Annotated in this window: 27 protein-coding genes and 2 pseudogenes; 18 read left to right on the forward strand and 11 right to left on the reverse strand. The window is 71.9% G+C overall.

What is annotated here, in order from left to right; translation table 11 throughout:
- Positions 1–28: 28 nt before the first annotated feature.
- Positions 29–841 (reverse strand): PhzF family phenazine biosynthesis protein, encoded by an 813-nt coding sequence (locus tag AB5L52_RS36240; RefSeq protein WP_351019583.1) that lies wholly within the window; start codon positions 839–841, stop codon positions 29–31.
- A gap of 44 nt (positions 842–885) precedes the next feature.
- Positions 886–1,329 (reverse strand): hypothetical protein, encoded by a 444-nt coding sequence (locus AB5L52_RS36245; RefSeq protein WP_351019586.1) that lies wholly within the window; start codon positions 1,327–1,329, stop codon positions 886–888.
- A gap of 117 nt (positions 1,330–1,446) precedes the next feature.
- Here AB5L52_RS36245 and AB5L52_RS36250 point away from each other — a divergent pair.
- Together AB5L52_RS36250 and AB5L52_RS36255 are read left to right on the forward strand one after the other, a co-directional pair.
- Positions 1,447–1,797 (forward strand): annotated as a pseudogene (locus tag AB5L52_RS36250) (MerR family transcriptional regulator); the annotation flags it as partial.
- A gap of 180 nt (positions 1,798–1,977) precedes the next feature.
- A complete protein-coding gene (locus AB5L52_RS36255; protein WP_351019589.1) occupies positions 1,978–2,415 on the forward strand; it encodes a GNAT family N-acetyltransferase in 438 nt (145 codons plus the stop codon).
- A 60-nt stretch (positions 2,416–2,475) separates the two neighbouring features.
- On the opposite strand, the gene atpF is transcribed toward AB5L52_RS36255, so the two are convergent.
- Complete coding sequence (atpF, locus tag AB5L52_RS36260; RefSeq protein ID WP_369367717.1) at positions 2,476–2,982, reverse strand: F0F1 ATP synthase subunit B; 507 nt, start codon at positions 2,980–2,982, stop codon at positions 2,476–2,478.
- Positions 2,983–3,181: 199 nt separating this feature from the next.
- Between atpF and AB5L52_RS36265 the strand changes: the two genes are divergently transcribed.
- Complete coding sequence (locus AB5L52_RS36265) at positions 3,182–3,808, forward strand: PadR family transcriptional regulator (protein WP_369367718.1); 627 nt, start codon at positions 3,182–3,184, stop codon at positions 3,806–3,808.
- Positions 3,809–3,912: 104 nt separating this feature from the next.
- Here the strand turns inward: AB5L52_RS36265 and AB5L52_RS36270 are convergent, their stop codons facing one another.
- A complete protein-coding gene (locus AB5L52_RS36270; RefSeq protein WP_351019596.1) occupies positions 3,913–4,341 on the reverse strand; it encodes an SRPBCC family protein in 429 nt (142 codons plus the stop codon).
- Positions 4,342–4,726: 385 nt separating this feature from the next.
- On the opposite strand from AB5L52_RS36270, the gene AB5L52_RS36275 reads away from it, so the two are divergent.
- The 3 genes from AB5L52_RS36275 to AB5L52_RS36285 all read left to right on the forward strand — a co-directional run bounded on the left by AB5L52_RS36275 (position 4,727) and on the right by AB5L52_RS36285 (position 7,588).
- Positions 4,727–5,326, forward strand: coding sequence for a Clp protease N-terminal domain-containing protein (locus AB5L52_RS36275; protein ID WP_369367721.1), 600 nt, complete (start codon positions 4,727–4,729; stop codon positions 5,324–5,326).
- A gap of 117 nt (positions 5,327–5,443) precedes the next feature.
- Positions 5,444–6,448, forward strand: a complete 1,005-nt coding sequence (locus tag AB5L52_RS36280) for a DMT family transporter (protein WP_369367723.1) — start codon at positions 5,444–5,446, stop codon at positions 6,446–6,448.
- A 189-nt stretch (positions 6,449–6,637) separates the two neighbouring features.
- Positions 6,638–7,588 carry a DMT family transporter gene (locus AB5L52_RS36285; RefSeq protein WP_369367725.1) on the forward strand — a complete coding sequence of 317 codons (951 nt, stop codon included), beginning with the start codon at positions 6,638–6,640 and terminating at the stop codon, positions 7,586–7,588.
- A gap of 74 nt (positions 7,589–7,662) precedes the next feature.
- Here AB5L52_RS36285 and AB5L52_RS36290 read toward each other — a convergent pair whose 3' ends face one another.
- Positions 7,663–8,343 carry a pyridoxamine 5'-phosphate oxidase family protein gene (locus AB5L52_RS36290; RefSeq protein ID WP_369367726.1) on the reverse strand — a complete coding sequence of 227 codons (681 nt, stop codon included), beginning with the start codon at positions 8,341–8,343 and terminating at the stop codon, positions 7,663–7,665.
- Positions 8,344–8,426: 83 nt separating this feature from the next.
- Between AB5L52_RS36290 and AB5L52_RS36295 the strand changes: the two genes are divergently transcribed.
- Positions 8,427–9,758, forward strand: coding sequence for an aminotransferase class I/II-fold pyridoxal phosphate-dependent enzyme (locus AB5L52_RS36295; RefSeq protein ID WP_369367727.1), 1,332 nt, complete (start codon positions 8,427–8,429; stop codon positions 9,756–9,758).
- A 123-nt stretch (positions 9,759–9,881) separates the two neighbouring features.
- Here the strand turns inward: AB5L52_RS36295 and AB5L52_RS36300 are convergent, their stop codons facing one another.
- On the reverse strand, positions 9,882–10,919 hold the full coding sequence (locus AB5L52_RS36300; RefSeq protein WP_369367729.1) for a DMT family transporter: 1,038 nt from the start codon (positions 10,917–10,919) through the stop codon (positions 9,882–9,884).
- 38 nt (positions 10,920–10,957) lie between these two features.
- Between AB5L52_RS36300 and AB5L52_RS36305 the strand changes: the two genes are divergently transcribed.
- On the forward strand, positions 10,958–11,860 hold the full coding sequence (locus tag AB5L52_RS36305) for a LysR family transcriptional regulator (RefSeq protein WP_351019615.1): 903 nt from the start codon (positions 10,958–10,960) through the stop codon (positions 11,858–11,860).
- A 6-nt stretch (positions 11,861–11,866) separates the two neighbouring features.
- On the opposite strand, the gene AB5L52_RS36310 is transcribed toward AB5L52_RS36305, so the two are convergent.
- Both AB5L52_RS36310 and AB5L52_RS36315 read right to left on the reverse strand, forming a co-directional pair.
- A complete protein-coding gene (locus AB5L52_RS36310) occupies positions 11,867–12,337 on the reverse strand; it encodes a pyridoxamine 5'-phosphate oxidase family protein (protein WP_351019618.1) in 471 nt (156 codons plus the stop codon).
- Positions 12,338–12,398: 61 nt separating this feature from the next.
- Positions 12,399–12,548: a hypothetical protein gene (locus tag AB5L52_RS36315; RefSeq protein ID WP_369367730.1), complete on the reverse strand. Its 150-nt coding sequence runs from the start codon at positions 12,546–12,548 to the stop codon at positions 12,399–12,401.
- Between AB5L52_RS36315 and AB5L52_RS36320 the strand changes: the two genes are divergently transcribed.
- Positions 12,547–13,191: a cysteine hydrolase gene (locus tag AB5L52_RS36320; protein ID WP_351571819.1), complete on the forward strand. Its 645-nt coding sequence runs from the start codon at positions 12,547–12,549 to the stop codon at positions 13,189–13,191. The genes AB5L52_RS36315 and AB5L52_RS36320 overlap by 2 nt on opposite strands.
- Positions 13,192–13,217: 26 nt before the next feature.
- On the opposite strand, the gene AB5L52_RS36325 is transcribed toward AB5L52_RS36320, so the two are convergent.
- Entirely contained in the window at positions 13,218–13,751 is a 534-nt protein-coding gene (locus AB5L52_RS36325; protein ID WP_369367731.1) for a Rieske (2Fe-2S) protein, read from the reverse strand.
- A gap of 182 nt (positions 13,752–13,933) precedes the next feature.
- Between AB5L52_RS36325 and AB5L52_RS36330 the strand changes: the two genes are divergently transcribed.
- The 7 genes from AB5L52_RS36330 (at position 13,934) to AB5L52_RS36360 (ending at position 20,014) form a co-directional block, all read left to right on the forward strand.
- Positions 13,934–14,710, forward strand: a complete 777-nt coding sequence (locus AB5L52_RS36330) for a HipA family kinase (RefSeq protein ID WP_351571814.1) — start codon at positions 13,934–13,936, stop codon at positions 14,708–14,710.
- The gene (locus tag AB5L52_RS36335) at positions 14,707–15,156 is read left to right on the forward strand and encodes a DUF3037 domain-containing protein (protein ID WP_351019632.1); all 450 of its coding nucleotides are present in this window, start codon (positions 14,707–14,709) and stop codon (positions 15,154–15,156) included. Before AB5L52_RS36330 ends, AB5L52_RS36335 begins: the two co-directional genes overlap by 4 nt.
- A 148-nt stretch (positions 15,157–15,304) precedes the next feature.
- Positions 15,305–16,066 (forward strand): 3-oxoacyl-ACP reductase FabG, encoded by a 762-nt coding sequence (gene fabG, locus AB5L52_RS36340; protein ID WP_351019635.1) that lies wholly within the window; start codon positions 15,305–15,307, stop codon positions 16,064–16,066.
- An 11-nt stretch (positions 16,067–16,077) separates the two neighbouring features.
- Positions 16,078–16,845: an SDR family oxidoreductase gene (locus AB5L52_RS36345; protein ID WP_351019636.1), complete on the forward strand. Its 768-nt coding sequence runs from the start codon at positions 16,078–16,080 to the stop codon at positions 16,843–16,845.
- Positions 16,846–17,033: 188 nt separating this feature from the next.
- Positions 17,034–18,614 carry an ABC transporter substrate-binding protein gene (locus AB5L52_RS36350; protein WP_351019639.1) on the forward strand — a complete coding sequence of 527 codons (1,581 nt, stop codon included), beginning with the start codon at positions 17,034–17,036 and terminating at the stop codon, positions 18,612–18,614.
- Positions 18,615–18,712: 98 nt separating this feature from the next.
- Positions 18,713–19,396 (forward strand): uracil-DNA glycosylase, encoded by a 684-nt coding sequence (gene ung / locus AB5L52_RS36355; protein WP_351571804.1) that lies wholly within the window; start codon positions 18,713–18,715, stop codon positions 19,394–19,396.
- A gap of 162 nt (positions 19,397–19,558) precedes the next feature.
- Positions 19,559–20,014: a hypothetical protein gene (locus AB5L52_RS36360; protein ID WP_351019644.1), complete on the forward strand. Its 456-nt coding sequence runs from the start codon at positions 19,559–19,561 to the stop codon at positions 20,012–20,014.
- A gap of 158 nt (positions 20,015–20,172) precedes the next feature.
- On the opposite strand, the gene AB5L52_RS36365 is transcribed toward AB5L52_RS36360, so the two are convergent.
- A complete protein-coding gene (locus tag AB5L52_RS36365; protein ID WP_369367732.1) occupies positions 20,173–20,664 on the reverse strand; it encodes a hypothetical protein in 492 nt (163 codons plus the stop codon).
- 229 nt (positions 20,665–20,893) lie between these two features.
- Here AB5L52_RS36365 and AB5L52_RS36370 point away from each other — a divergent pair.
- Positions 20,894–21,409 (forward strand): annotated as a pseudogene (locus AB5L52_RS36370) (FAD-dependent monooxygenase); the annotation flags it as partial.
- 10 nt (positions 21,410–21,419) lie between these two features.
- Positions 21,420–22,331, forward strand: a complete 912-nt coding sequence (locus AB5L52_RS36375; protein ID WP_369367733.1) for a Gfo/Idh/MocA family protein — start codon at positions 21,420–21,422, stop codon at positions 22,329–22,331.
- Here AB5L52_RS36375 and lnt read toward each other — a convergent pair.
- Positions 22,249–23,814, reverse strand: coding sequence for an apolipoprotein N-acyltransferase (gene lnt, locus AB5L52_RS36380; RefSeq protein WP_369367735.1), 1,566 nt, complete (start codon positions 23,812–23,814; stop codon positions 22,249–22,251). The genes AB5L52_RS36375 and lnt overlap by 83 nt on opposite strands.
- Positions 23,815–23,878: the final 64 nt, after the last annotated feature.

A 23,878-nucleotide genomic window follows, 5' to 3' on the forward strand; every position in this document is an offset into this window, starting at 1 on the left:
GCCCGCTCAGCCGTCCGGCTCCACCCGCTCAGGCGTGCAGCTCGCCCTCGATGACCGTGACCGCGCGGCCGGTCAGCAGGGTGCGGTCGCCGCGCAGACCGGTGCGGACCAGGCCGGTGCGGCGGGAGGCCTGCAGCCCGGTGAGGTCGTCGCGGCCGAGGCGCGCCGACCAGTGCGGGGCGAGCGCGGTGTGGGCGCTGCCGGTGACCGGGTCCTCGTCGATGCCGACGTTCGGGAAGAAACAGCGGGAGACGAAGTCGTAACCGCGGGACGGGTCGTCGGCACGGGCGGTGGCGATGACACCGCGCGAGGAGTAGGCGCCGAGGGACCTGTGGTCCGGCGCGAGGCCGAGGACGGTCTTCTCGTCGGCCAGTTCCACGAGCAGGTCACCGACGTTCGCCCCGGTGTCGAAGGCGGCGACGGGCTCGGCCCCCAGCGCCTCGGCGATCCCGGCCGGGAGCTCGACCCGGGTCAGCGGGGCGGTCGGGAAGTCGAGGGTGATCGAGCCGTCGTCGGCGGGGGTGGCGATGAGCACGCCGCTGCGGGTGGCGAGCCGCACCGGGCCCTCGTGGGCGCCGGTGGTGTGCAGGACGTGGGCCGTGGCGAGGGTCGCGTGCCCGCACATCGCCACCTCGGCGACGGGCGTGAACCAGCGCAGCGCCCAGTCCGCCTCGCCGCCCGCGGGCAACCGGTGGGCGAACGCCGTCTCGGCGTGGTTGACCTCCATGGCGACGTTCTGGAGCCAGTCGTCGTCCGGGAAGACGTCGTCGAGGAGCAGGACTCCGGCCGGGTTGCCGGCGAAGGGGCGGTCGGTGAAGGCGTCCACGATTCGAATGCGCATGACGCGACGCTAGCGGCTGCGACGAGCCTCGCCCCAAGGCCAATTCACGAGTCCTGGCACGTTTTCCGCAGGCCGGCGGCCCGCATCCGTGCCCACGGGGCGAGCTGGGCGACGCCGAACGAGACCTCCACCGCGAGGAACGGCCACAGCACCCCGGGCCCGCCGTGCGCCAGCGCGTATGCCTGCCAGAGGGAGAAGAGGGCGCGGGCGGTGCCGTCGAGCAGTCCGTGCAGCGGCAGCGGTCGTACGACGCGCAGTACGGCCCAGACCACCACGACCGAGCCCATCAGGTTGGCGTACAGGGTCTGCAGGGGGGTGAGCGCGGGCATGGCGCCGAGACCGGTCGCGTCGCCGCCGGCCGACAGCAGGTGATGCAGCAGCGCATACGTCCAGGGTGTCGCGAACCCGGCCGTGACGATCAGGTCGTACCAGCCGCTGACGCGGACGAGGCGCAGATAGGCGGGGGACGGGAAGGAAGAAGGGGGCATGGCAGGCACCTCGGGGGCTCAGGGTCGGGACTCGCTCGGGCGTCGCCCACGCTAGACAGCGGAGTACGCTCCAAGGTCAAGTCGACCGGGCGGCGGGGACCAGGCGGTGGGGGAGCCATGCGGATCGGAGAACTGGCCGCGCGTACGGGCCTGTCGAAGGACACCCTGCGCTTCTACGAGAAGATCGGCCTGCTCGACGGCGCCCGGCTGCCCAACGGCTACCGCGACTTCCCGCCGGAGACGGTGATCTGGCTGCGCTACGTCCGCACCGCGCAGGCGCTCGGCTTCACGCTGGCCGAGATCGCCCGGCACGGCGCGGAACTGCGGGACGCCCCGGACAGCGCCGAGGCCCTGTCCGCCCTGTTCCAGGACAAGATCCGGGTCATCGACGCGCGCATGGCCGAACTGACCGCCCTCCGCGCGGACCTGACCTCCCGCGTGGGCACGGGCTGTCCGCTGCGGGCGGCGGAACGGGCGGTCCAACGGGGCGGCGTCGCTGCGGAGTTGGCGGAGACGATGACGGCTGAAGGTACGTGTCAGTCGTCCTCGGACGCTCCCGGACGCTCTTCCTCAGCCTGCGCGGCGCACTCGTGTCAGTCTCCGGGCCGGAGCAAGGCCCGGCTGCCTGGTGATGGATAGGCTCCGTGCATGAACGTCCGTGTAGACATCGCCCGGGAAGCGAGCCAGGAACTCGTCGACGCCTTCGGCCGGCTGTTGCCGCAGCTGTCGTCGACGGCGAAGCCCCTCGACCGCGAAGCAGTCGACCGGATGGTGACCTGTGACGCCAACACGGTGCTGGTCGCCCGGACGTCCGAGGCGATCATCGGGACCCTGACTCTGGTGCTGTTGCCCCTGCCGTCCGGTCTGCGGGCCCGTATCGAAGACGTGGTCGTCGACCGTGCGGCGCGAGGCCAGGGAGTTGCCGGCCTGCTCACCGAGGAAGCCGTGCGGATCGCCCGGGAGGCGGGCGCCCGGACGGTGGACCTCACCTCCCGGCCGGATCGTGCGGCAGCGAACCGGCTCTACGAGCGCCTCGGCTTCCGAGCCAGGCCGTCGACCGTCTACCGCTTTCCGCTCGACGGGTAGAGAACTCCACTCTCGCGGACACGTCGATCGTGTCCGTGAGGTGAGGTGGGGAAACGGGCTCTACTGCAAACCTGCCGCGCTCCGCGCGTCGAGGTCTGAGAAGAAGCGGTCCACGATCCCGCTGTCGGCGACATCGAGGGGCTCGCCGACCACCCGACCGGCCAGCTCCGTGGCCAACGACACGACGTCTCCCCGTAGTTCCGTTTCCGCAATGAGCCGATCGGCCGCGAGCCGTGCCTGAGCTTCCGCAATCATCGCGTCGCGTTCCCGGAGGCCCTCGGCGCGGATCTCGGCGATCAGTTGCGTGCCCTGCTCCAAAGCCTCCTGCCGCAGGCGGGCCACCTCGTGTCGGGCCTCGGCCAGTTCCTCGCGATATTCGGCGAGGACTTCACGGGCTTCCGTCGCCAGCTGTTCGGCGCGTTCCGCCTGGCCCTCGATGGCGTCCTTCCGTTCGTCGAGGACCTTGTTGATGCGCGGAAGGAGAACCTTGGTCATGCACACGAAGACCACAGCGAAGCTCACCATGCCGATGAGTGTCTCCGCGGGCCCAGGTATCAGAATGCCCATGTCAAGAGCGTAGCGGCGTTACGCGACCGTTACGGTGCGCTTTGGGTAAGAGTCCGCCACCGTCTGGGGCACCCTCGGCTTCCTCGGTAGCCGCTCCAGAAGGGTGTTGTCATGCGATCGGTTCCGATATATCGTTGAGGCATCGCGAACGATACGCGATGCAGACGTGACAGATCAGCGATGGAATGGAGTGATCGCGATGCGTACCCACGGATTCGAGCGTGGACATCGGCACGAGGGCCCCGGCCCGCGCGGCATGGGTGGATTCGACGGGCGGCGGGCCGCCTTCGGGCCCTTCGGCCCGGGTGGACCCGGGTTCGGCCCTGGCGGCCCGGGATTCGGCCCCGGCCCCTGGGGGCCCAGGGGCCGCGGTGGCCCGAGGGGGCGGGCGCGGCGCGGTGATGTGCGGGCCTCGATCCTGGCCCTGCTCAAGGACCGCCCCATGCACGGCTACGAAATGATCCAGGAGATCGCCGAACGCAGCGGCGGCGCATGGAAGCCCAGCCCCGGCTCGGTCTATCCCACGCTTCAGCTGCTGGAGGACGAGGGCCTGATCGCCAGTGAGAGCGAGGGCGGCAAGAAGCTGTTCGCCCTCACCGAGGACGGGCGCTCCGCCGCCGACGAGGGGCCGGACGCGCCTTGGGAGGAGGCCTCACGCGGGGTCGACTGGGAGGCCCTCGGCGAGATCCGCCAGGCCGGCTTCGGTCTGATGGAGGCCTTCGGGCAGGTCTGGAAGACGGGCAGCAAGGAACAGCGCGATAAGGCGCTGGCCGTCATCAACGAGGCCCGCAAGAAGCTGTACCTGATCCTCGCCGACGAACACTGAGTTCGCGGGTGGGGTGAGGCGCCCCGCGCGGTGATCCGTGCGGGGCGCCTTCGCGTGCCCGGGGTCCGCCGAGTGCGCCTTCGAAATGCCCGGTCCGACCCGGCTCAGACCACCAGTCCGGCCAGCTTGCGCAGTGACTCGTTCAGGGCCGCCGTCGCCGAGTCCTTCAGCTTGCCCGCCATCAGCGACACCGCGGCGCCGGTGAACTCGCCGTCGACGCGTACGGACGTGGCGTCGCCGTCGGGGGTGAGGGTGTAGCGGGTGGCGACCGTCACCGCCATCGGGCCCTTGCCGCGGATCGCGAACACCCGCGCCGGCTCAAGTTCCTCGATGGTCCAGTCGACCTCGGCCGGGAAACCCATCAGCTTCATGTTCTCCTGGAACATGCCGCCCACGGCCAGGGTCTCCGGGCCGCCCTTGGGAAAGCTCGTGTGGGTGGCGTTCCACTCCCCGTACGACGACCAGTCGGTGAGCTGGGCCCACACCTTCTCGGCCGGTGCCTGGATGCGTGCCTCCGCGCTGACTTCGGCCATACGACCACCCCTTCGGAATCGGGCGTAGCGGGCTACGGTGTCGCGGAACGTAGCCGCAGGGGCGCGAACATTCAATACTGATGAACCGTCAGAGATGCGGGTCGGCGGGCACGGACCCCCACCCCGGTCGGCCCACCCTGGCCGGCCCGCCACCCCGGTCGGCCCACCCGGCGTATCGCCGCCGCGTCGAACCGATCCCGTGCGCGCGGGAAGGCGCCCTCGTCGCGACGCGCGCCCCCTGGGCCGGACCGGCCGAATCTCGCCCGTCGGTCAGATCTCCTCCGTAAGGATGAGATGCAGCGCGTCGATGTCCACTCTGCGTGGGACGCGAAGATGGTTCCACTCGTGGATGACTCGGCCCGTTGCGGCTGATGGGGTAGCGGTTGTGCAACCCCGTACTGCCCACCGGACCGCCCACGACCAGGCGGCCGCACACCTGGACGACGATGCCGCGCTCGGCGCAGAGCTGACGGCGGTGGTCGCCGGTGCCCGCCGGAGGGCCGTGCGGGACGGGGACCGGCAGATCGACACGGCCCATCTGCTGCACTCCCTCCTGGAACACGACCCCGAGGTCCGCGCCGCCGTCGGCGGCCCGCCGCAGCTCGCCCGGCTCCTCGGTTACCTGGTGCAGCGCAGCATCGGCTACGGACTGCGCTGGCAGGGCAGCGTGGAGGACTCCGGCACGCTCGCGGTCGTCCCCGCCACGGCAGCCGTCCGTGCCGAGGCGGCCGTTCCCGGCGCACGGGAGCCCAGGGACACCGCAGGCTGGTCGCCCGCCGCAGCCGACGCTCTGGCCGGCGCCCGCGAGCGCGCCCGGCTGCGCGGCGAACCCCGCGTCTCCGGCGTCGACCTGCTCGCCGCGCTCAGCGCGGACCCGGGGTCCCGGGCCGTCGAGGTGCTCGAACGGGCCGGCATCCGCGACCTGAACACCCGGCTCGCGGCCGGCGCCGAGGAGTGCGCCGGCGACGGCGAGCCGGCCCGCTGACGGCCCCACAGAGAGCCCCGTACATAGCCCCGAACATGGCCCGCACGTAGCCCCGCACGTCCAGCTCCTGAGACAGGTGTCATAGGGGATGACGCTCATGTCGCCGCCTGTCATCATGTGCCGGTGCAGACGTCAGAGAGCAGTCAGGGCAGCCGCGGCAAGGGCGTCGGGCTCGGTCTCGCGCTCGCCTCGGCACTCGCCTTCGGCGGGTCCGGAGTGGCCGCCAAGCCGCTCATCGAGGCAGGCCTCGACCCGCTCCACGTGGTCTGGCTGCGGGTGGCCGGTGCGGCCCTGGTCATGCTGCCGCTCGCCGTGCGGCACCGCGCGCTGCCGCGCCGCCGGCCCGCGCTGCTCGCCGGGTTCGGACTGCTCGGCGTCGCCGGTGTCCAGGCCTGCTACTTCGCCGCGCTCTCCCGGATCCCGGTGGGCGTGGCCCTGCTCATCGAGTACCTGGCTCCCGCGCTGGTGCTGGGCTGGGTGCGGTTCGTGCAGCGGCGGCCCGTGATGCGGGCCGCCGCGCTCGGCGTGGTCCTCGCGGCCGGCGGCCTCGCCTGTGTGGTGGAGGTCTGGTCGGGGCTGAGCTTCGACGCCCTCGGCCTGCTGTTCGCCCTCGCTGCCGCCTGCTGCCAGGTCGGCTACTTCGTCCTGGCCGATCACGGCGGTGACGCGGGCGAGGAGGCACCGGACCCGCTCGGCGTCATCGCCTACGGCCTGCTCGTCGGCGCCCTCGTGCTGACGGCCGTCGCCCGCCCCTGGACCATGCGCTGGTCGGTGCTCACCGGTTCCGCGGACATGAACGGCACCGCCGTACCGGCCGCCGTCCTGCTCGGCTGGATCGTGCTGATCGCCACCGTCGTCGCGTACGTCACCGGGGTGCTGTCCGTACGCCGGTTGTCCCCGCAGGTCGCGGGTGTCGTCGCCTGCCTGGAGGCGGTCATCGCGACCGTGCTGGCCTGGGTGCTGCTCGGCGAGCACCTGTCCGCGCCGCAGATCGTCGGCGGGGCCGTCGTCCTGTTCGGCGCGTTCATCGCCCAGTCCTCGACCCCCGCCAAGGGCTCCGCCGAGCCGGTGGCCGCGGGCGGGCCGGAACGGGAGTTGTCCGAGCGTCGTACGTCCGCCTAAGGTGCTGGTCATGCCGTCCACGCTCGTCCTTCCGCCCCCGGCCGCCTGAGGCGGGCCTCCGGGACACCCGCCCGGCGCCGTCGCGCCGGGCCGGACGGTGCTGCCCGCAGATGAAGTCCACGCGCCCCGCAGCAGCGGGCCGCTCTCGAACTTCCGCACCGATGCGTGCGTTTCTGCGGAGAGATTCCCTTGTCGACGTCGAACCCTGCTTCTGGCCTGCCCGTCGGGCGCGGCCTGCTCTATCTGATCATCACGGGTGCCGCCTGGGGCACCGCCGGGGCCGCCGCCTCCCTGGTCTACCGAGCCAGTGACATGGGCGCCTTCGGGCTGTCCTTCTGGCGCTGCGCGCTGGGCCTGCTCCTGCTGCTCGCCGGACGCGGGCTGCGCCCTCGTGTCCGTCCGGCCGCCACCGCACCCCTGGCCCGCAGGGCCGGCCGGGTCCTCGCCACCGGCCTCGGTCTCGCGGTGTTCCAGACCGCCTACTTCGCCGCCGTGGAGTCCACAGGGCTGGCCGTGGCCACCGTCGTCACCCTCGGCGCCGGGCCCGTGCTCATCGCGCTCGGCGCCCGGCTGCTGCTCGGCGAACGGCTCGGCGCCGGCGGGGTGCTGGCCGTCGCCGGGGCGCTCGCCGGGCTGGCCGTGCTGACCTTCGGCGGCTCGGCCGCGACCGTACGCCCGGCGGGTATGCTGCTGGCGCTCGTCTCGGCCGCGGGCTACGGCGCCATGACCCTGCTGACCCGCTGGTGGGGGAGGGCCGGCTGCGCCGACGCCTCCGACACCACCGCCGGGGCGTTCGCGGTGAGCGCCCTGTGCCTGCTGCCGTGCGCACTGCACGAGGGTCTGCTCCCGCACACCGCCCATCCGGCGCGGCTGCTGTGGCTCGTGCTCTACATCGCCGCCGTGCCCACGGCGCTCGCGTACGCCCTGTACTTCGCCGGAGCGGCCGTCGTACGGTCTGCCACCGTCTCCGTGATCATGCTCCTGGAGCCGGTGACCGCGGCCGTGCTCGCCGTCGTCCTGCTCGGGGAGCGGCTGACGGCGACCACCGCGGGCGGCACCCTGCTCCTGCTCGGCGCGGTCGCGGGCCTCGCCGCGAGCGAGGCCCGCGGGGCGGGCGGCCGGGAGTCGCTCCCGGCGTGACCGCCGTGCCCCGGGGCGGCGGTCACGACACCACGGCACCGCCCCGGGGCACCCCCCTTCGGACAGTCCCGGTCCTAGAGAGACGTCAGGTAGTCCGGCAGCTCGATGCCGGGCGCCAGGTCGGCGTTGGGGACCGGGGCGTCGTAGCCGCGCCGGAGCGGGACGACGCCGGCCCAGTGCGGCAGCGCGAGGTCCGCCGGGTCGTCGTTCGCGCCGCCGGTGCGGAGCTTGGCCGAGACCTGGTCCAGGTCCAGGCGGATCACCGCGGTGGCGGCCAGCTCCTTCTTGTCCGCGGGCCGGGAGTCGGCGGCCCGGCCCGGCATGACGTGGTCCACCAGCGCGTCCAGCGCCGCCCGCTTCTCCTCCGGGTCGGTGACCTGGTGCGCGATGCCGTGCACCACCACGGAGCGGTAGTTGATGGAGTGGTGGAAGGCGGAACGGGCCAGCACCAGCCCGTCCACGTGAGTGACCGTCAGACACACCGGCAGGCCCGGATCGGCCGCACCGGTCATCCGCAGCGGACGGGAACCCGTGGACCCGTGCACATAGAGCCGCTCGCCGACCCGGCCGTACAGCGTCGGCAACACGACAGGGGCTCCGTCGCGGACGAAGCCGAGGTGGCAGACGTACCCCTCGTCGAGTATCGCGTGCACCTGTTCCTTGTCGTACGACGCCCGGTCCGCGGCGCGCGTGGGCACGGTGCGGTCGGTCGGGGCGTAGGCGGCGGCCTGGGCTTCCTCGGTCGTCCCCTGCATGGCGGTCCTCCGTGACGAGCAATGGCGATCTGGGGTGATGCCGGCGATGGTAATCTGTATTGCACTAGTGCATAATGCTCTTTGTGCTAGGAGAGTATCCCATCGAAGGGCGTGGCGCGGCAGAGATTGCGGCCAGCGTGGAGCGCGCGGTCGGGGCCGGTGCGCTGGCACCGGGCCAATCCCTGCCTCCCATGCGGGAGTTGGCCACCCGGCTGGGCGTGAACCCCAACACCGTCGCGGCCGCGTACCGCACCCTGCGCGAGCGCGGGGTGATCGAGACCGCGGGCCGCCGGGGCAGCCGGATCCGGCCCAAGCCGGCCACCACCGGCCGCGAGGAACTGCGCCTGGAGGTCCCCGCAGGGGGCCGCGACCTGGCCTCCGGCAACCCGGACCCGGCTCTGCTGCCCCGGCTCGCCCCGGCCCTCACCGCGGCGGCGGAGGAGGGCGACCGGCGGCCCGTCCGCTACGGCGACGACCCCGTGGACGCGGACCTCGCCCGCCTCGCCCGCGCCGAACTCGACGCCGACGGCGTCCCCGCGGGCCCGCTGACCGTGACCTCGGGCTCCCTCGACGCCATCGAGCGCGTCCTGTCCGCCCATCTCAGGCCGGGCGACGCGGTCGCCGTCGAGGACCCCGGCTGGGGCAGCCTCCTCGACCTGGTCCCCGCGCTGGGGCTGCGCACGCTCCCGGTGGGCCTGGACGACGACGGTCCACGCGCCGACGACCTGCGCCGCGCCCTGGAGTCCGGGGCCCGCGCCCTGATCGTCACCGACCGTGCACAGAACCCGACCGGCGCCAGCGTGACCGTCGCACGCGCGCGTGCCCTGCGCGCGGTCCTGCGCGACCACCCGGGGACCCTGCTGATCGAGGACGACCACGGCCACGGCATCGTCGACCTCCCGCTGCACCCCCTGGCGGGCGTCACCCACCACTGGGCCGTCGTCCGCTCCGCCTCCAAGGCCTACGGCCCCGACCTGCGCGTGGCCGTCGTAGCCGGCGACCCGGTCACGGTCGACCGGGTACGCGGCCGCCAGAGCCTGGGCCCCGGCTGGGTGAGCCTGCTGCTGCAGCGAGCCGTGGTCCGGCTCTGGACCCAGGGCGCGGTGGACCGGGTGGCGGTGGCACGGGCGTACGCCGTCCGCCGGGACGCGCTGGTCGACGCACTGGCGGACCGGGGAGTCGCCGCCCACGGCCGCAGCGGCATGAACGTATGGGTCCCGGTCCCCGACGAGACCGGCGCGGTCGCCCGCCTCCTCCAAGCCGGCTGGGCGGTCGCCCCGGGCGCCCGCTACCGCCTGAACAGCAGACAGGCGATCCGCATCACGATCTCAACGCTCACACAGGAGGACATCACCCCACTGGCACAAGCGGTGGCGACAGCGGTACGCCCGTCCCCGGCCCGCGTCTACGGCTAGGGGCGGCACCACGAGGAGGCGCGGGAACTGCGCGACAGGGGCGCCACACCCAAGGGGCGCCGGGAACGGCGCGACAAGCCACAACGAACCGTCAGCCGCACACGAACCCCACGCCCCTCCCCGCTAGGCGCTCCCCGCCGAACCGCGTGAGCGCGAGGCGCCCTCCGCCGAACCGCGTGAGCGCCACGCGTGGGCGCTACGCCCCCGAACCTGCGTAAGCGCGGCCCCCGCCAGCACGATCACCGCCCCCACCGGCGTGTTCCACCCCAGCGATTCCCCGAGAATCGCGACACCGGCCGCCGTTGCGATCACCGGAATGAAATAGGTGACCATCTGCGCCGTAGTAGGCCCGACCTCGGCGACCAACCCGTACTGGATCAGCACGGCCACCCCCGTGCCGAGCGCCCCCAGCGCGGCGATCGCAAGCAGCGGCACCAGATCGACATGCGTGGGGAACCCGGCGAACAGCGGGGTGACGACGGCCAGTTGGAGCGTCGCCAGCAGCAGCTGCGCGCCCGTCATCGACAGATGGGAGTTGCCCGTGCCCGCGAGCGTCCGCCGGACGTAGATCCAGCCGATCGGGTAGCTCAGCGAGGCGAGCAGGGCCATCGCCGTACCCGTGGCATCCAGCCCATGGAACCCCTGCCAGGCCCCCAGCACGGTGAGCACGCCCAGGAAGCCCAGCCCGAGCCCGGCGACCCGAACCCGGGTAGGCCGGTCCTCGGACAGCGCGACCAGGGACAGAGCCATGCCCCACAGGGGCGACGTCGCGTTGCAGATGCCGGCCAGCGTGGACGGGATCGTCAGCTCGGCGAAGGCGAAGAGGGAGAACGGCAGGGCGTTGAGCAGGAACGCGGCGACCGCCATATGGCCCCACAGCCGGGCCCCGCGCGGCAGCCGCTCCCGCTTGACCGCCATCGCCGCCGCCAGCACCGCCGTACCGAACACGAGCCGCCCGAAGGTGACCTGGAAGGGCGCGTATCCTTCCGTGCCGACCTTGATCAACAGGAAGCTGAAGCCCCAGATCAGGGACAGGGCGCCGAAGCGCAGCCGCCAGTCGAGGCGGGCGCCGGGACGGGTGGGGGCGGGGGACTGGGTTCGGGGTGCGGTGACCGTGCTGCTCATGATTTCCACCATGCTGGAGGCAACCTCGTAGCACAATCGAGTTTTTCCACCGGGTACGTCTTAGAATCACTTACATGTTGAACCTGGAGCGCCTGCGCACCCTGGATGCCCTCGCCCGGCACGGCTCGGTCAGCGCGGCCGCGGACGCGCTGCATGTCACCACCTCCGCCGTCTCCCAGCAGCTGGGCAAGCTGGAGCGCGAGATCGGCCAGCAGCTCCTCGCCAAGAACGGCCGGGGGGTGCGGCTCACGGACGCCGGGCGTCTGCTGTCGGAGCACGCGTCCCGCATCCTGTCGCAGGTCGAACTCGCCGAGTCCGATCTGGAGGCGCACCGCGGTCAGGTCGTCGGTGAACTGCGGCTGTCGGCGTTCCCGACCGCCGCCCGCGGGCTCTTCCCGGCCGCGCTCGGCGCGCTGCGCGCCGAGCACCCCGGGCTGCGCGTCCGCTCCAGCGAGCTGGAGCCGGAGCGGGGCATCGCCGGTGTCGTCCGCGGCGATCTGGATCTCGCGGTGGTGCTGGACTGGTACAACAAGCCGATGCCCGTGCCCGACGGTCTGGTCAAGGCACCCCTGCTGGACGATCCGGCCGATGTCGCCATGCCGGTCGGGCACCCGCTCGCCGGCCGGGACGAGGTCGACCTCACCGAGTTCGCCGAGGACGAGTGGATCACCTGGGGCGAGGGCGAGTTCTGCCACGAGTGGCTGATGTTCACGCTGCGCTCCAAGGGCGTCGAGCCGATCGTCGGCCACCGCGCCGGCGAGACCCACACCCAACTCGGCCTGGTCGCCTCCGGTTTGGGTGTGTGCATCGCGCCACTGCTGGGCCGGCATCCGGTCCCGGACGGCGTGGTCCTCGTCCCGCTCAGGCAGCGGGTGCGCCGGCACGTCTATGTGGTCTGGCGGGCGGACGCCGACCGCCGCCCCTCGATCAGAGCGGCGGTCGAGGCCCTGCGCACCGCGGCGCGGCAGGTCGGCTGAGCGAGCCTAGGCTCCGCCCAGCTTCCGGAAGTCCCAGGAGACGATCTTCTCCGGGGTCAGCCGGGTCCAGGCGTGCCGGCCGTCGTGCGGCATCTCGTCCAGGCCGAAGTTCTTGCGCGCGAACAGCGTCTCGGCCGTGTCGAGTTCGGCACACAGCTCCCCGACCCGGGGCGCCTCGCCCACGAACTCCACCCGGCCGGACAGTTCGACCCCGCGCAACTGGTCGTAGTCCTCGCCCGAGTCGACCACGACGGCCACCCGCGGATCGCGGCGCAGTTGCGCCCAACGCCTGCTGCGCACCACCGAGTACAGCCACAGCGAGGTGCCGTCCCAGGCGAACCACAGCGCGCTGACATGCGGTGCGCCGTCCGCCGAGACGGTCGCGACCCGGCAGGTGCGCTGACTGGTGAGGAACTCGTCCAGCTCGCCGGGCGTCATCATGATCTTCCGGCCCCGGCGCTGCTGAGTGACGGTCATGCGGCCCCCTCTTCTCCCACGTCGTGGCAGACAACTATCGTGTCCCGGTGATCCTCTGACATCACGTCAGAAAAGAGAACGGGTCGACTTGAAATGGTTCGTCTTCAAGGGGATCGTCATTCGTCGGGTCGTCGTCCACCGGGCCGTCTTCCGTCAAGTCGTCTTCCAACAGGTCGTCTTCCGTCAGGTCGTCTTCAAAGGGGCGTGCCATGCCGTCGCACCAGCAGCTCAGCGAACTCCTCGACCCGGTGAGCACCGTGCTGCTCACCGTCGAGTGCCAGCAAGGGGTCGTCGGCCCGGACAGCGCCCTGCCCGAACTCGCCCGCGAGGCCCGCTCCTCCGGCGCGCTGCGCAATGTCGCCCGGCTCGTCGCCGCCGCGCACGAGACCGGCGTCCAGGTCATCCACGCGATCGCCGAGCGCCGCCCGGACGGCCGGGGCGCGAGCCGCAACGCCAGGCTGTTCCGGGCCGCGGAACGGCTCCCGGTGCTGCAGCTGTCCGGCACCCACGCGGTCCGAGTCGCGCCCCCGATCGAGGTCGCCGAGGAGGACTTCGTCGTACGCCGGCTACACGGGCTGTCCCCGATCCACGGCACCGACGTCGACGCCCTGCTGCGCAACCTGGGCTGCCGCACACTGGTCGTCACCGGCGTCTCCGCCAACGTGGCGATACCCAACGCGGTGTTCGACGCGGTCAACCTCGGCTATACGGCCGTAGTCCCGGCCGACGCCATCGCAGGGGTGCCCGCCGATTACACCCCTGCGATGATCCGGCACACCCTCGCGCTGGTCGCCACGGTCTCGACCACCGACGACGTGCTCCGCTGTCTCAAACGGCCGCGCGGGCGCGGCTGATCCGGCTCAGGCCAGCTTGATGTCCTTCAGGCCAGCTTGATGTCCTCGCCGGAGACCGTGATCTTCTCGGCGGGCAGCGGCTGGGTCGCGGGCCCCTGCTTCACACTGCCGTCCGCGACGGAGAAGTGGCTGTTGTGACACGGGCACACGATCGCGCCGCCCGTCACACTGCCCACCGCGCACCCCTGGTGGGTGCACTTGGCCGAGAACGCCTTGAACGTACCCGCCGTGGGCTGGGTGACGACCACACCGTGGTCCTTGAAGATCTTGCCGCCGCCCTCGGGGATGTCGGAGGTCTTGGCGAGCGCGGCGCCGCCGGCGGAACCGCCGCCGTTCTGCGCCGCTCCCGTGGAGCCGGTGCTGCCGCTGCTCCCGGTGCCCGCCGTGCTCCCGGTGGAGCCGGTCGTGCCGGAGGAACCGGACCCCGTGCCGGCCGTGCCGGACGCGTTGTCGCTCGAACCGCAGGCGGTCAGCGCGGCGGCGAGCCCCGCCGCTCCGGCCGCCGCCACGACGGTACGGCGGGCCGGTCCCGCAGCGTGCTGGGACGATGCGCTGGTCATGTGGATTCCCTTCCACGGAGCTTGTCGTGATCCGTCCAGGGGTACGGCGCCGGGGCGCGACCCGTTCAGACGGGCACCCAGATCCTGGCCGCCGGGGCATGAGACGGACGTAAGCCACAGCTGTCGAACCGCTGTCGGCCCATCCCGCCGAGCCGCCGGCCGTGCCCCAGTAACCTGGGGCGATGCTCAAGGAAGTCACCGCGACCCGTTACATCACGCCGCTGCGTGAGGGGGGCTCGCTGCCGGGGCTCGTCGAGGCCGACGACTTCGGGACCTATGTCATGAAGTTCACCGGCGCCGGACAGGGCCGCAAGACCCTGGTCGCCGAGGTGGTGTGCGGCGAACTCGCCCGCCGCCTCGGTTTCCGGATGCCCCGGCTGGTCACCCTCCACCTGGACCCGGTCCTCGGACTCGGCGAGCCCGAGCAGCAGGTGCAGGACCTGCTGCGGTCCAGCGGCGGCACCAACCTCGGCATGGACTTCCTCTCCGGCGCCCTCGGCTACGACCCGCTCGCCTTCCCGGTGAGCTCCGAGGAGGCCGGCCGGATCGTCTGGTTCGACGCCCTGATCAACAACGTGGACCGCTCCTGGCGCAACCCCAACCTCCTGGTGCACCGCGGCGAGCTGTGGCTCATCGACCACGGCGCGACGATGATCTGGCACCACAACTGGCCCTCCGCCGAGGCCTCCGCCGCCCGCCCCTACGACGCCTCCGACCACGCCCTCGCCCGCTTCGCCCCGGACGTCACCGCCGCCGCGGCCGAGCTGGCACCCCGGGTCACCGAGGACCTGCTCGCCGAGGTCACGGCGGAGATCCCCGACGCCTGGCTGGCCGACGAACCCGGCTTCGACACCCCGGACGACCTGCGCCGGGCCTATGCGCGGCCCCTGCTGGCCCGGGCGGCCGTCATCGCCGAGCGCATCACCGGCATCGGCTCCGGCCTTGAGGAGGGCAAGTGAGCGAGACCCACATCCATATGGCCGGTCATGTGACCGAGCGCCACATCACCCGGGCGGGTCAGGGCGGCGACCGGGACGTGTTCGAGTACGCGCTGCTGCGCGTCGTACCGCGGGTGGAGCGCGGCGAGTGCATCAACGCCGGCGTCGTCGTCTACTGCCGCGCCCAGGCCTACGTCGGCGCCCGCACCCATCTCGACGAGGCGCGGCTGCTCGCCCTCGACCCGGAGGCCGACGTGGCCGGGGTGCGGGCCGCGCTCGGTGCGATCGAGCGGCACTGCGCGGGCGGGGAGGAGGCCGGACAGGCGGCCCGGGACGACGCCGGGCGCCGCTACCGCTGGGTGATCGCGCCCCGCTCCACCGTCGTCCAGCCCGGTCCCGCGCACACCGGACTCACCACCGACCCGGCGGCCGAAACGGAGCGTCTGCTGGACCTCCTGGTGAGGTAATGGATCACACCCGCCCCGCGTGCCGTTGACACCGGGTGCCAGGGCTTCTAGCGTCACGTGTGCTGAAGGTACTAAGCGGTCGCTCACCGCATCAGACGGGCTCTCTCAAGAGCCAGACAGGTTCTCTCAAGGGCGAGGAGAAGCAGCAATGTCCACCACTGAACAGCGGGTCGCGATCGTCACCGGCGCGGCGCGCGGCATCGGCGCCGCCACCGCGGTACGACTGGCCGCCGAGGGGCGCGCGGTCGCCGTGATCGACCTGGACGAGGCCGCCTGCAAGGACACCGTCGAGAAGATCACCGCCGCCGGCGGCAAGGCGATCGCGGTCGGCGCCGACGTGTCCGACGAGGCACAGGTCGAGGCGGCCGTCGCCCGGATCGTCGAGGAGCTGGGCGCCCCGACCATCCTGGTCAACAACGCGGGCGTGCTCCGTGACAACCTGCTGTTCAAGATGAGTGCCTCCGACTGGGACACCGTCCTGAACGTCCATCTGCGCGGCTCGTTCCTGATGACCAAGGCCGTCCAGAAGCACATGGTCGACGCGGGCTTCGGCCGGATCGTCAACCTCTCCTCGTCCTCGGCGCTCGGCAACCGCGGCCAGGCCAACTACTCCGCCGCCAAGGCCGGCCTTCAGGGCTTCACCAAGACCCTCGCCATCGAGCTGGGCAAGTTCGGCATCACCGCCAACGCCGTCGCCCCCGGCTTCATCGCCACCGAGATGACCAAGGCCACCGCCGACCGCGTCAAGATGGACTTCGACGACTTCAAGAAGGCCGCCGCCACCCAGATCCCGGTGCAGCGCGTCGGCGAGCCCGAGGACATCGCCAACGCCATCGCCTTCTTCACCGGCGAGGCGGCCGGTTTCGTCTCCGGCCAGGTCCTGTACGTCGCCGGCGGACCGCTCAACTGAGGAACAGGTACATGACTTCCGCTGAACTCCCCGAGCTTTCCGGCAAGGTCGCCCTCGTCACGGGCGCCAGCCGCGGCATCGGCTACGGCGTCGCCGAGGCGCTCGTCGCCCGCGGTGACCGCGTGTGCATCACCGGCCGCAACGAGGACGCCCTGAAGGAGGCCGTCGAGAGGCTCGGCTCGGCCCGGGTCATCGGCGTCGCCGGCAAGGCGCACGACCTGGACCACCAGGCCGAGGCCGTCGAGCGCACCATGCAGGCCTTCGGCCGCGTCGACTTCCTGATCAACAACGCGGGCACCAACCCGGTGTTCGGGCCGATCGCCGACCTCGACCTGAACGTCGCCCGCAAGGTCTTCGAGACCAACGTGATCTCCGCGCTCGGCTTCGCCCAGAAGACCTGGCACGCCTGGCAGAAGGACAACGGCGGCGCGATCGTCAACATCGCCTCGATCGCGGGCCTCGCGCCCTCGCCGTTCATCGGCGCCTACGGCGTCAGCAAGGCCGCGATGATCAACCTCACCCAGCAGCTGGCGCACGAGTTCGCGCCGAAGGTGCGGGTCAACGCGATCGCCCCGGCCGTCGTCAAGACCAAGTTCGCCCAGGCCCTGTACGAGAACCGCGAGGAGGAGGCGGCCGCCGCCTACCCGCTCGCCCGGCTCGGCGTCCCCTCCGACATCGGCGGGGCCGCCGCGTTCCTCACCTCCGCGCAGTCCGACTGGATCACCGGCCAGACGCTCGTCGTCGACGGCGGGATCTTCCTGAACGCCGGCGTGGGCTGAGCCACCTTCCGGGCGCCGATTTTCGGACGGATCGGCGCCCGGAACGCCCCATCGGTTCCGCACAGCGGACTGACAACGTCGTCAATGCGAAATCGATCAAGAAGTCCTGTTTCGGAGAGAGGTTCAGACGCTCGAACGCTGCGGTATCGTCTGCCGACCCTTGGTATGGCAGATCGAGGAGCGTGCGCGTGTTCAACCGGAACCGATTCCTGCGGAGGATCGCGGCGATCGCGTCCATCTCGCTGGTGGCCACCGGCTGCAGTCTGCTCTCCGACGGCAACGGCGGCGGCAAGGGCCCGATCGTCGTGGGCACCACCAGCGCCCCCAGCACGCTGGACCCCGCCGGTGCCTGGGACGGCTCCTGGGAGCTGTACCGGAACATCTTCCAGACGCTGCTCGCCTACCCCAACGGCGCCACCACCCCCCAGCCCGACGCCGCCGCGAGCTGCTCCTTCACCGACTCCGCCAGCCGCACCTACCGCTGCACGCTGCGCTCGGGCCTGAAGTTCGCCGACGGCGACCCGCTGAACGCGCAGGCCGTCAAGTACTCCGTCGACCGCATCCGCAAGATCGACGCCCCGGGCGGACCCGCCGGTCTGCTCGGCAGCCTGGACCGGGTGCAGGCGCTCGGCGACCACGATGTCGTCTTCCACCTCAACCAGTCCGACGCCACCTTCCCCTTCGTGCTGGCCACCCCCGCCATGTCGATCGTCGACCCGAACGACTACCCGGCCGACTCCCTGCGCAAGGACGACACGGTCTACGGCTCCGGACCGTACGAGCTGAAGTCCTACGACGAGGGCCGGCAGGCCGTCCTCGTCGGCAACGGGAACTACCAGGGCTTCGCCAAGCGGCAGAACGACGCGGTGACCATCCGCTACTTCCAGGACTCGGCCGGCATGGTCAAGGCGCTGCGCGACAAGCAGATCGACGTCACCTACCGCGGCCTCGCCGCCGACGACATCGTCACCCTCCAGCAGCACGGCAACAGCAACCTCCAGCTGGTCGACGGCACCGGCACCGACATCAGCTACCTGGTGTTCAACCCCAAGGACCCCTGGGCCAGGCAGCCCGCCGTACGCAAGGCCGTGGCACAGGTCGTCGACCGGGGCGCCATCGCGCACAAGGTCTACAAGGACACCGTCGACCCGCTGTACTCGATGGTCCCCAAGGGCCTGACCGGACACACCACCGGCTTCTTCGACGACTACGGCGACCCGAGCGTGCCCAAGGCCGGCAAGATCCTCTCCGACGCGGGCATCCACCAGCGCGTCCCGCTCACCCTCTGGTACACCACCGACCGCTACGGCTCCGAGACGGCGCTGATGTTCCAGGAGCTGAAGCGGCAGCTGGAGGACTCCGGCCTGTTCACCGTCACGCTCCAGAGCCGCCCCTGGAAGACCTATGTGGTCGGCTACCAGAAGGGCGAGTACCCGGTCTTCGGCCGCGGCTGGTTCCCGGACTTCCCCGACGCGGACAACTTCATCGCCCCGTTCGTCGGCGAGCACAACGCGCTCGGTACGCCGTACCCCTCCAAGGAGATCACCGACACGCTGCTGCCCCACTCGCGCGCGGAGAGCGATCGCGCCCAGACGGTCAAGGACATGGAGCAGGCCCAGCAGATCATCGTGAACGACGCCCGGCTGATCCCGCTGTGGCAGGGCCGGCAGTTCATCGCCGCCAGCGAGGACATCTCCGGCGGCGAGCAGGCCCTGGACCCGTCGACGATCATGACGATGTGGGCACTGCACCGCAAGACCAGCTGGTGAATCAGGCGTGTGGCACCGGTTGTCAGCGGTCGCCTGTAGGTTCTGAAGCCTGCGAGTGATCGCACGCCGTAGTTGATCCACACTGTGAGGACGTTGACGTGACCGACATCGCCATGCTGCCCGAGTCCTGGCGCGGGGTTCTGGGCGACGAGCTGCAGCAGCCCTACTTCAAGGAGCTGACGGAGTTCGTCGAGGAGGAGCGGGCGAAGGGTCCCGTGTACCCGCCGCGCGAAGAGGTCTTCGCCGCGCTGGCGGCCACGCCCTATGACAAGGTCAAGGTCCTGGTTCTCGGCCAGGACCCGTACCACGGCGAGGGCCAGGGTCACGGCCTGTGCTTCTCGGTCCGCCCCGGCGTGAAGACCCCGCCCTCCCTGCGGAACATCTACAAGGAGATGCAGGCGGAGCTGGGCCTGCCCGTCCCGGACAACGGCTATCTGATGCCGTGGGCCGAGCAGGGCGTCCTGCTGCTGAACGCGGTGCTGACCGTCCGGTCCGGCGAGGCCAACTCGCACAAGGGCAAGGGCTGGGAGAAGTTCACCGACGCCGTGATCCGCGCGGTGGCCTCCCGGCCCGATCCGGCGGTCTTCGTCCTCTGGGGCAACTACGCCCAGAAGAAGCTGCCCCTCATCGACGAGGAGCGCCACGTGGTGGTCAAGGGCGCGCACCCCTCCCCCCTCTCCGCGAAGAAGTTCTTCGGTTCCCACCCGTTCACCCAGATCAACGAGGCGATCGCCCTGCAGAAGCACGAGCCGATCGACTGGCGCATCCCGAACCTGGGCTGAGGGCGCGACCGGGGCAGTGGAGCCGGGGGGTAGAGAGAGCAGCCGCAGCGGACCCGCAGTCAGTCACCGGCCGACAACGCAACGGCGCAGCCTGACCAGGAATCCCAGAGGTGCGGATTACCGTCGGGAGCGGACAACCCCGCAAACCCCCGGAGGGCACCCGTGGCGGAGCAACAGGATCACGCGGCACCGGACGCCATGCTGACGCGGATCGGGCAGGTCGTGATGCTGCACCACGGTGGCGACCGCGAGGAGGCCCGCCGCCGCTTCCTCGACCTGTGGGTGGAGATCGGCGAGGCCGGCGCCCCCCTGCACCGCTGCACCCTGGCCCACTACCTGGCGGACACCCACGACGACCCGGAGGACGAACTCGCCTGGGACCTCCGGGCGTTGTCCGCGGCGCAGGAGCGGGGCGCTCCGCTGAGCGTGCGGGGGCTGTATCCCTCTCTGCATCTCAATCTCGCCGCCGACTATGTGAAGCTGGGCCGGGAGGAGGCTGCCCGCAGCCATTTGCGCCGGGCGCGCGAGGCCGCGGACGTCCTGGCCGACGATGGGTACGGCGATGGGGTGTGGGCTGCGATCGGCCGGCTGGAGCTGCGGCTGGGTGAGGGCGCCTGAGAGTGCACCGGGTGGGACGTCGTTCGTCCGCGGCTCCGTCGTGGCCCGCCGCTCGCCCGAGTTCTCGGCTTCGCTCACACCCGGGGACCCCCATCGCGGCGGAGCCGCACATCGACACAGCCGCGCCCCCCTTCAGGGCCTTGCCCGACCGGCGCTCGTCAGTGGCCGTATGCCTGGTCGCAGATCTTGGACGCCGGGCTGCCCTCCTGCCAGCCGCCGTACTGCCTGCCCAGGGCGCACACGCCCGGAGCCTTCGGAACCGGGTTCGGCAGGGCCGGGGCGTCGGTGTGCGGCTGCCAGGGGATCACCGGGTGGGTGCGCGGGTGTGGGTGTGGGCGCGGGGGAGCGGGCGGGGCGGCCGGTGGCCGGTGGGGTGGGGTGACCGTGGGTGCCTCGGTCGAGTGATGTGTCGCGCTCGGCGCCGGGTGCTCCGGATGCCGGGACGCGCCGGTCATCTCCAGGGCCTCCCGGGCCGGTGCCTGCACCACCCGGGGCTCCGCGCTGCCGTCCGGGCGGGGGACCGCCGGCAGCGCGGGTGCCGGGTCCGGGGACGGCCTGGGGGCCGCCGGGTGCTGTAGCGTCACACAGCCGGCGAGGGCCGAGACGGCCACGGTGACCAGGAGCGCTGCGGTGGTCGTCGTTCGATGCACCCGCGCAACTCTGCTGGGTCGGTCCCCGGCTTGGCAGCAGGGAGCCGACGGTGACGCCCCCGCACGGGTGATCTCGTGCCCCGTACGGATGTTTTCGCGGTGCCGAGGGTGACGCCCGGTCGCCGCCGGTGCCGTCGATCCGGGCGGTCGTCGTTCTTCACCGGCCCAGCATTCCGGACAGCAACTCCCGCAGGCCCACCCGCACTTCAGCGAGGCCCGGCACCTCGGCGCCGCCATGACCCCGGCGGGCGAGCGGGCGCCGGACGACGAGAAGGCCGAACTCCTGCGCCGGTTCGGCGACTGGCACGATCCCGTCCCGGCCGTCCTCGCCGCCGCCCGCCCCGAGGACGTGCTCGGGCACGCCGTCCACCACATCGCCCGGCCCCTGCCCGCCCACCACGTGGGCCGCTTCGCCCTGCTCGGGGACGCCGCCCACGCCATGCCGCCGACCCTCGGCCAGGGCGGCAACCAGGCCATCGAGGACGCGGTCGTCCTCGCCCACCATCGCGACGACCTGGCCGGCTACACCGCCGCCCGTCTCCCGCGCACCATGGCGATCGCCCGCCGGGCCGTCAGGGCCGCCCGCCTGAACATGACCGGCAACCCCGCCGCAGTCGCCGTACGCGACCTCACGATCGCGGCCCTGTCCAAGGCCGGACCAGCCCTCTTCCTGCGAGGTTTCGACGGCATCGCCGACTGGCGGCCCCCGTATGCTGCCAAGGAAGCGAGCGCGGGAACGGCGTAGGGGAGAGCACGTGAAGGTCGGCTGCATCGGACTCGGGGACATCGCGCGGAAGGCGTACCTGCCGGTGCTGGGCATGCAGCCCGGGATCGAACTCCACCTCCAGACCAGGACGCCCGCCACCCTCGACCGGGTCGCGGACACCCTGCATCTGCCGGCCGGCCGGCGGCACACCACGCTCGACTCCCTGCTCGCCGCGGGCCTCGACGCGGCCTTCGTGCACGCGCCGACCACCGCCCACCCCGAGATCGTCACCCGGCTGCTGGCGGCCGGCGTACCGACGTACGTGGACAAGCCGCTCGCCTACGAACTCGCCGACTCCGAACGGCTGGTGAACCTCGCCGAGGAACGCGGGGTCTCCCTCTGCGTCGGCTTCAACCGCCGCTACGCCCCCGGGTACGCGCAGTGCCTGGAGCACCCGCGCGAGCTGATCCTCATGCAGAAGAACCGGGTCGGGCTGCCCGAACAGCCGCGCTCGATGATCCTGGACGACTTCATCCACGTCGTCGACACCCTGCGGTTCCTGGTGCCGGGACCGGTCGACGACATCACCGTGCGTGCCCGCGTCGCGGACGGACTGCTGCACCACGTGGTGCTCCAGCTCGGCGGCGACGGCTTCACCGCGCTCGGTGTGATGAACCGGCTCAGCGGCTCCACGGAGGAGATCCTGGAGGTCTCCGGGCAGGACACCAAGCGTCAGGTGCTCAACCTCGCCGAGGTGATCGACCACAAGGGCCAGCCGACCGTGCGCCGGCGCGGCGACTGGGTGCCGGTGGCCCGGCAGCGCGGCATCGAGCAGGCGGTCCTCGTCTTCCTCGACGCCGTGCGCGCCGGGAAGGTGCTCAGCGCCCGGGACGCGCTGGCGACTCATGAACTGTGCGAGCGGGTGGTACGAGCGGTTGAGGACCGCTGCGCCGCAGCCTGAACGCCTTCGTGCCCTCGGCCGCGCACAGCGCGGCCAGCACCAGGAGCGCGCCGTGCACGGGCCAGTCGCCGTAGTGGACGTACGGCGTGAGGCCGTGCGCGAGCGGTACGTCGTACACGCGGACGGTGCTCGCGCCGGTGCCGAGCCACGGCCCGAGCCGCTGCCCGCCCGGCCCGTACACGGCGGAGACGCCGGTGAGGGTCGCGTGCACCATGGGGCGGCCGGTCTCGGCGGCCCGCAGCGCGGCCAGCGAGGCATGCTGCCCGGGCGCCCAGCTGTCCTGGAAGGTGGAGGTGGCGGACTGGCCGAGCAGGACATCGGCGCCGTCCTCCGCCAGATGCCGGCTCATGTCCGGGAACGCGGTCTCGAAGCAGATCAGCGGGCCGATCCGCAGCCCGTGTCCGACGTTCATCACGACCTGCTCGGTGCCTCGTCTGCGGTCCTCGCCGGCCGCCTTGCCGACCGACGTGGCCCAGCCGAGCAGTGAGCGGGCGGGGATGTACTCGCCGAAGGGCACGAGCCGCATCTTGTCGTAGCGGTGGTCGGTGAGGCCGTTCGGGCCGACCAGTACCGAGCTCTTGTAGATGCCGGGCCGGTCCGAGCGGCGGGCGTCCACGTTCACCAGCACATCGGCGCCGGTCTCGCGGGACAGTGCGGCGATCCGCCGGGTCAGATCGGGCCGGTCGCCCAGATCGAAGCCGACGCTGGACTCGCCCCACGCGACCAGGTCGACGTGGTGTCCGACGAGCTGCCGGGTCAGCTGTTCCTCGCGGTCGAACCGCTTCAGGCCGCCGTCCATGATCCCCGGCTGTACGACGGCGATCCGCACCCTCCCTTCCACCTCCGGACGCGGCGCCCAGGCCCACGCGGCCGAGGTCGCGGCGGCCGTGGCGACCAGTGAGGCCACGGCGGGTACGCGCGCCTCGCGCACGGAGATCAGTACCGCCCCCGCCACGTTCACGGCCACGATCAGGAAGCTGAGCAGCCACACCCCGCCGACCGAGGCCAGCCGCAGCGCGGGGGAGACCTGCCACTGGCTGGCGCCCAGCATGCCCCACGGGCCGCCGAGCCCCTGCCAGGACCGCACCAGCTCCACCATCAGCCAGGCCGACGGCAGCACCAGCAGCGCGGCGGCGCCCCGGCCCGGTGTCGGCCGCTCGCCGAGGTAGCGGCGCACCAGCCAGCCCCAGGGCGCCCACAGCGCGCCCAGCAGGACGGCGATCAGGAAGATGAACACGTGCAGGCTGGGCAGCAGCCAGTGGTGCACGGCCACCAGGAAGCCGAAGCCGCCGGTCCAGCCGTCGTACGCCGCGCGCCGGCCGGTCGGGGCCGAGCGGGCCAGCAGGATCCAGGGGATCAGGGCGACGTAGGCGAACCACCACAGGGAGGGGGCGGGGAACGCGAGCACGGGGAGGGCACCGGCGAGGGCGGCGATGCCGGAGCGGCGCCAGGGGGAGGTGAGCCAGTGGTTGATCGTCCTCATATGGACCCACCCTCCCTGCCGAGCGCTGATTCCAGTGTGCGCGTTGGGAGCGATCTTCTCCAGG

This window comes from Streptomyces sp. CG4 (genome assembly GCF_041080655.1).
Taxonomy (GTDB): domain Bacteria; phylum Actinomycetota; class Actinomycetes; order Streptomycetales; family Streptomycetaceae; genus Streptomyces.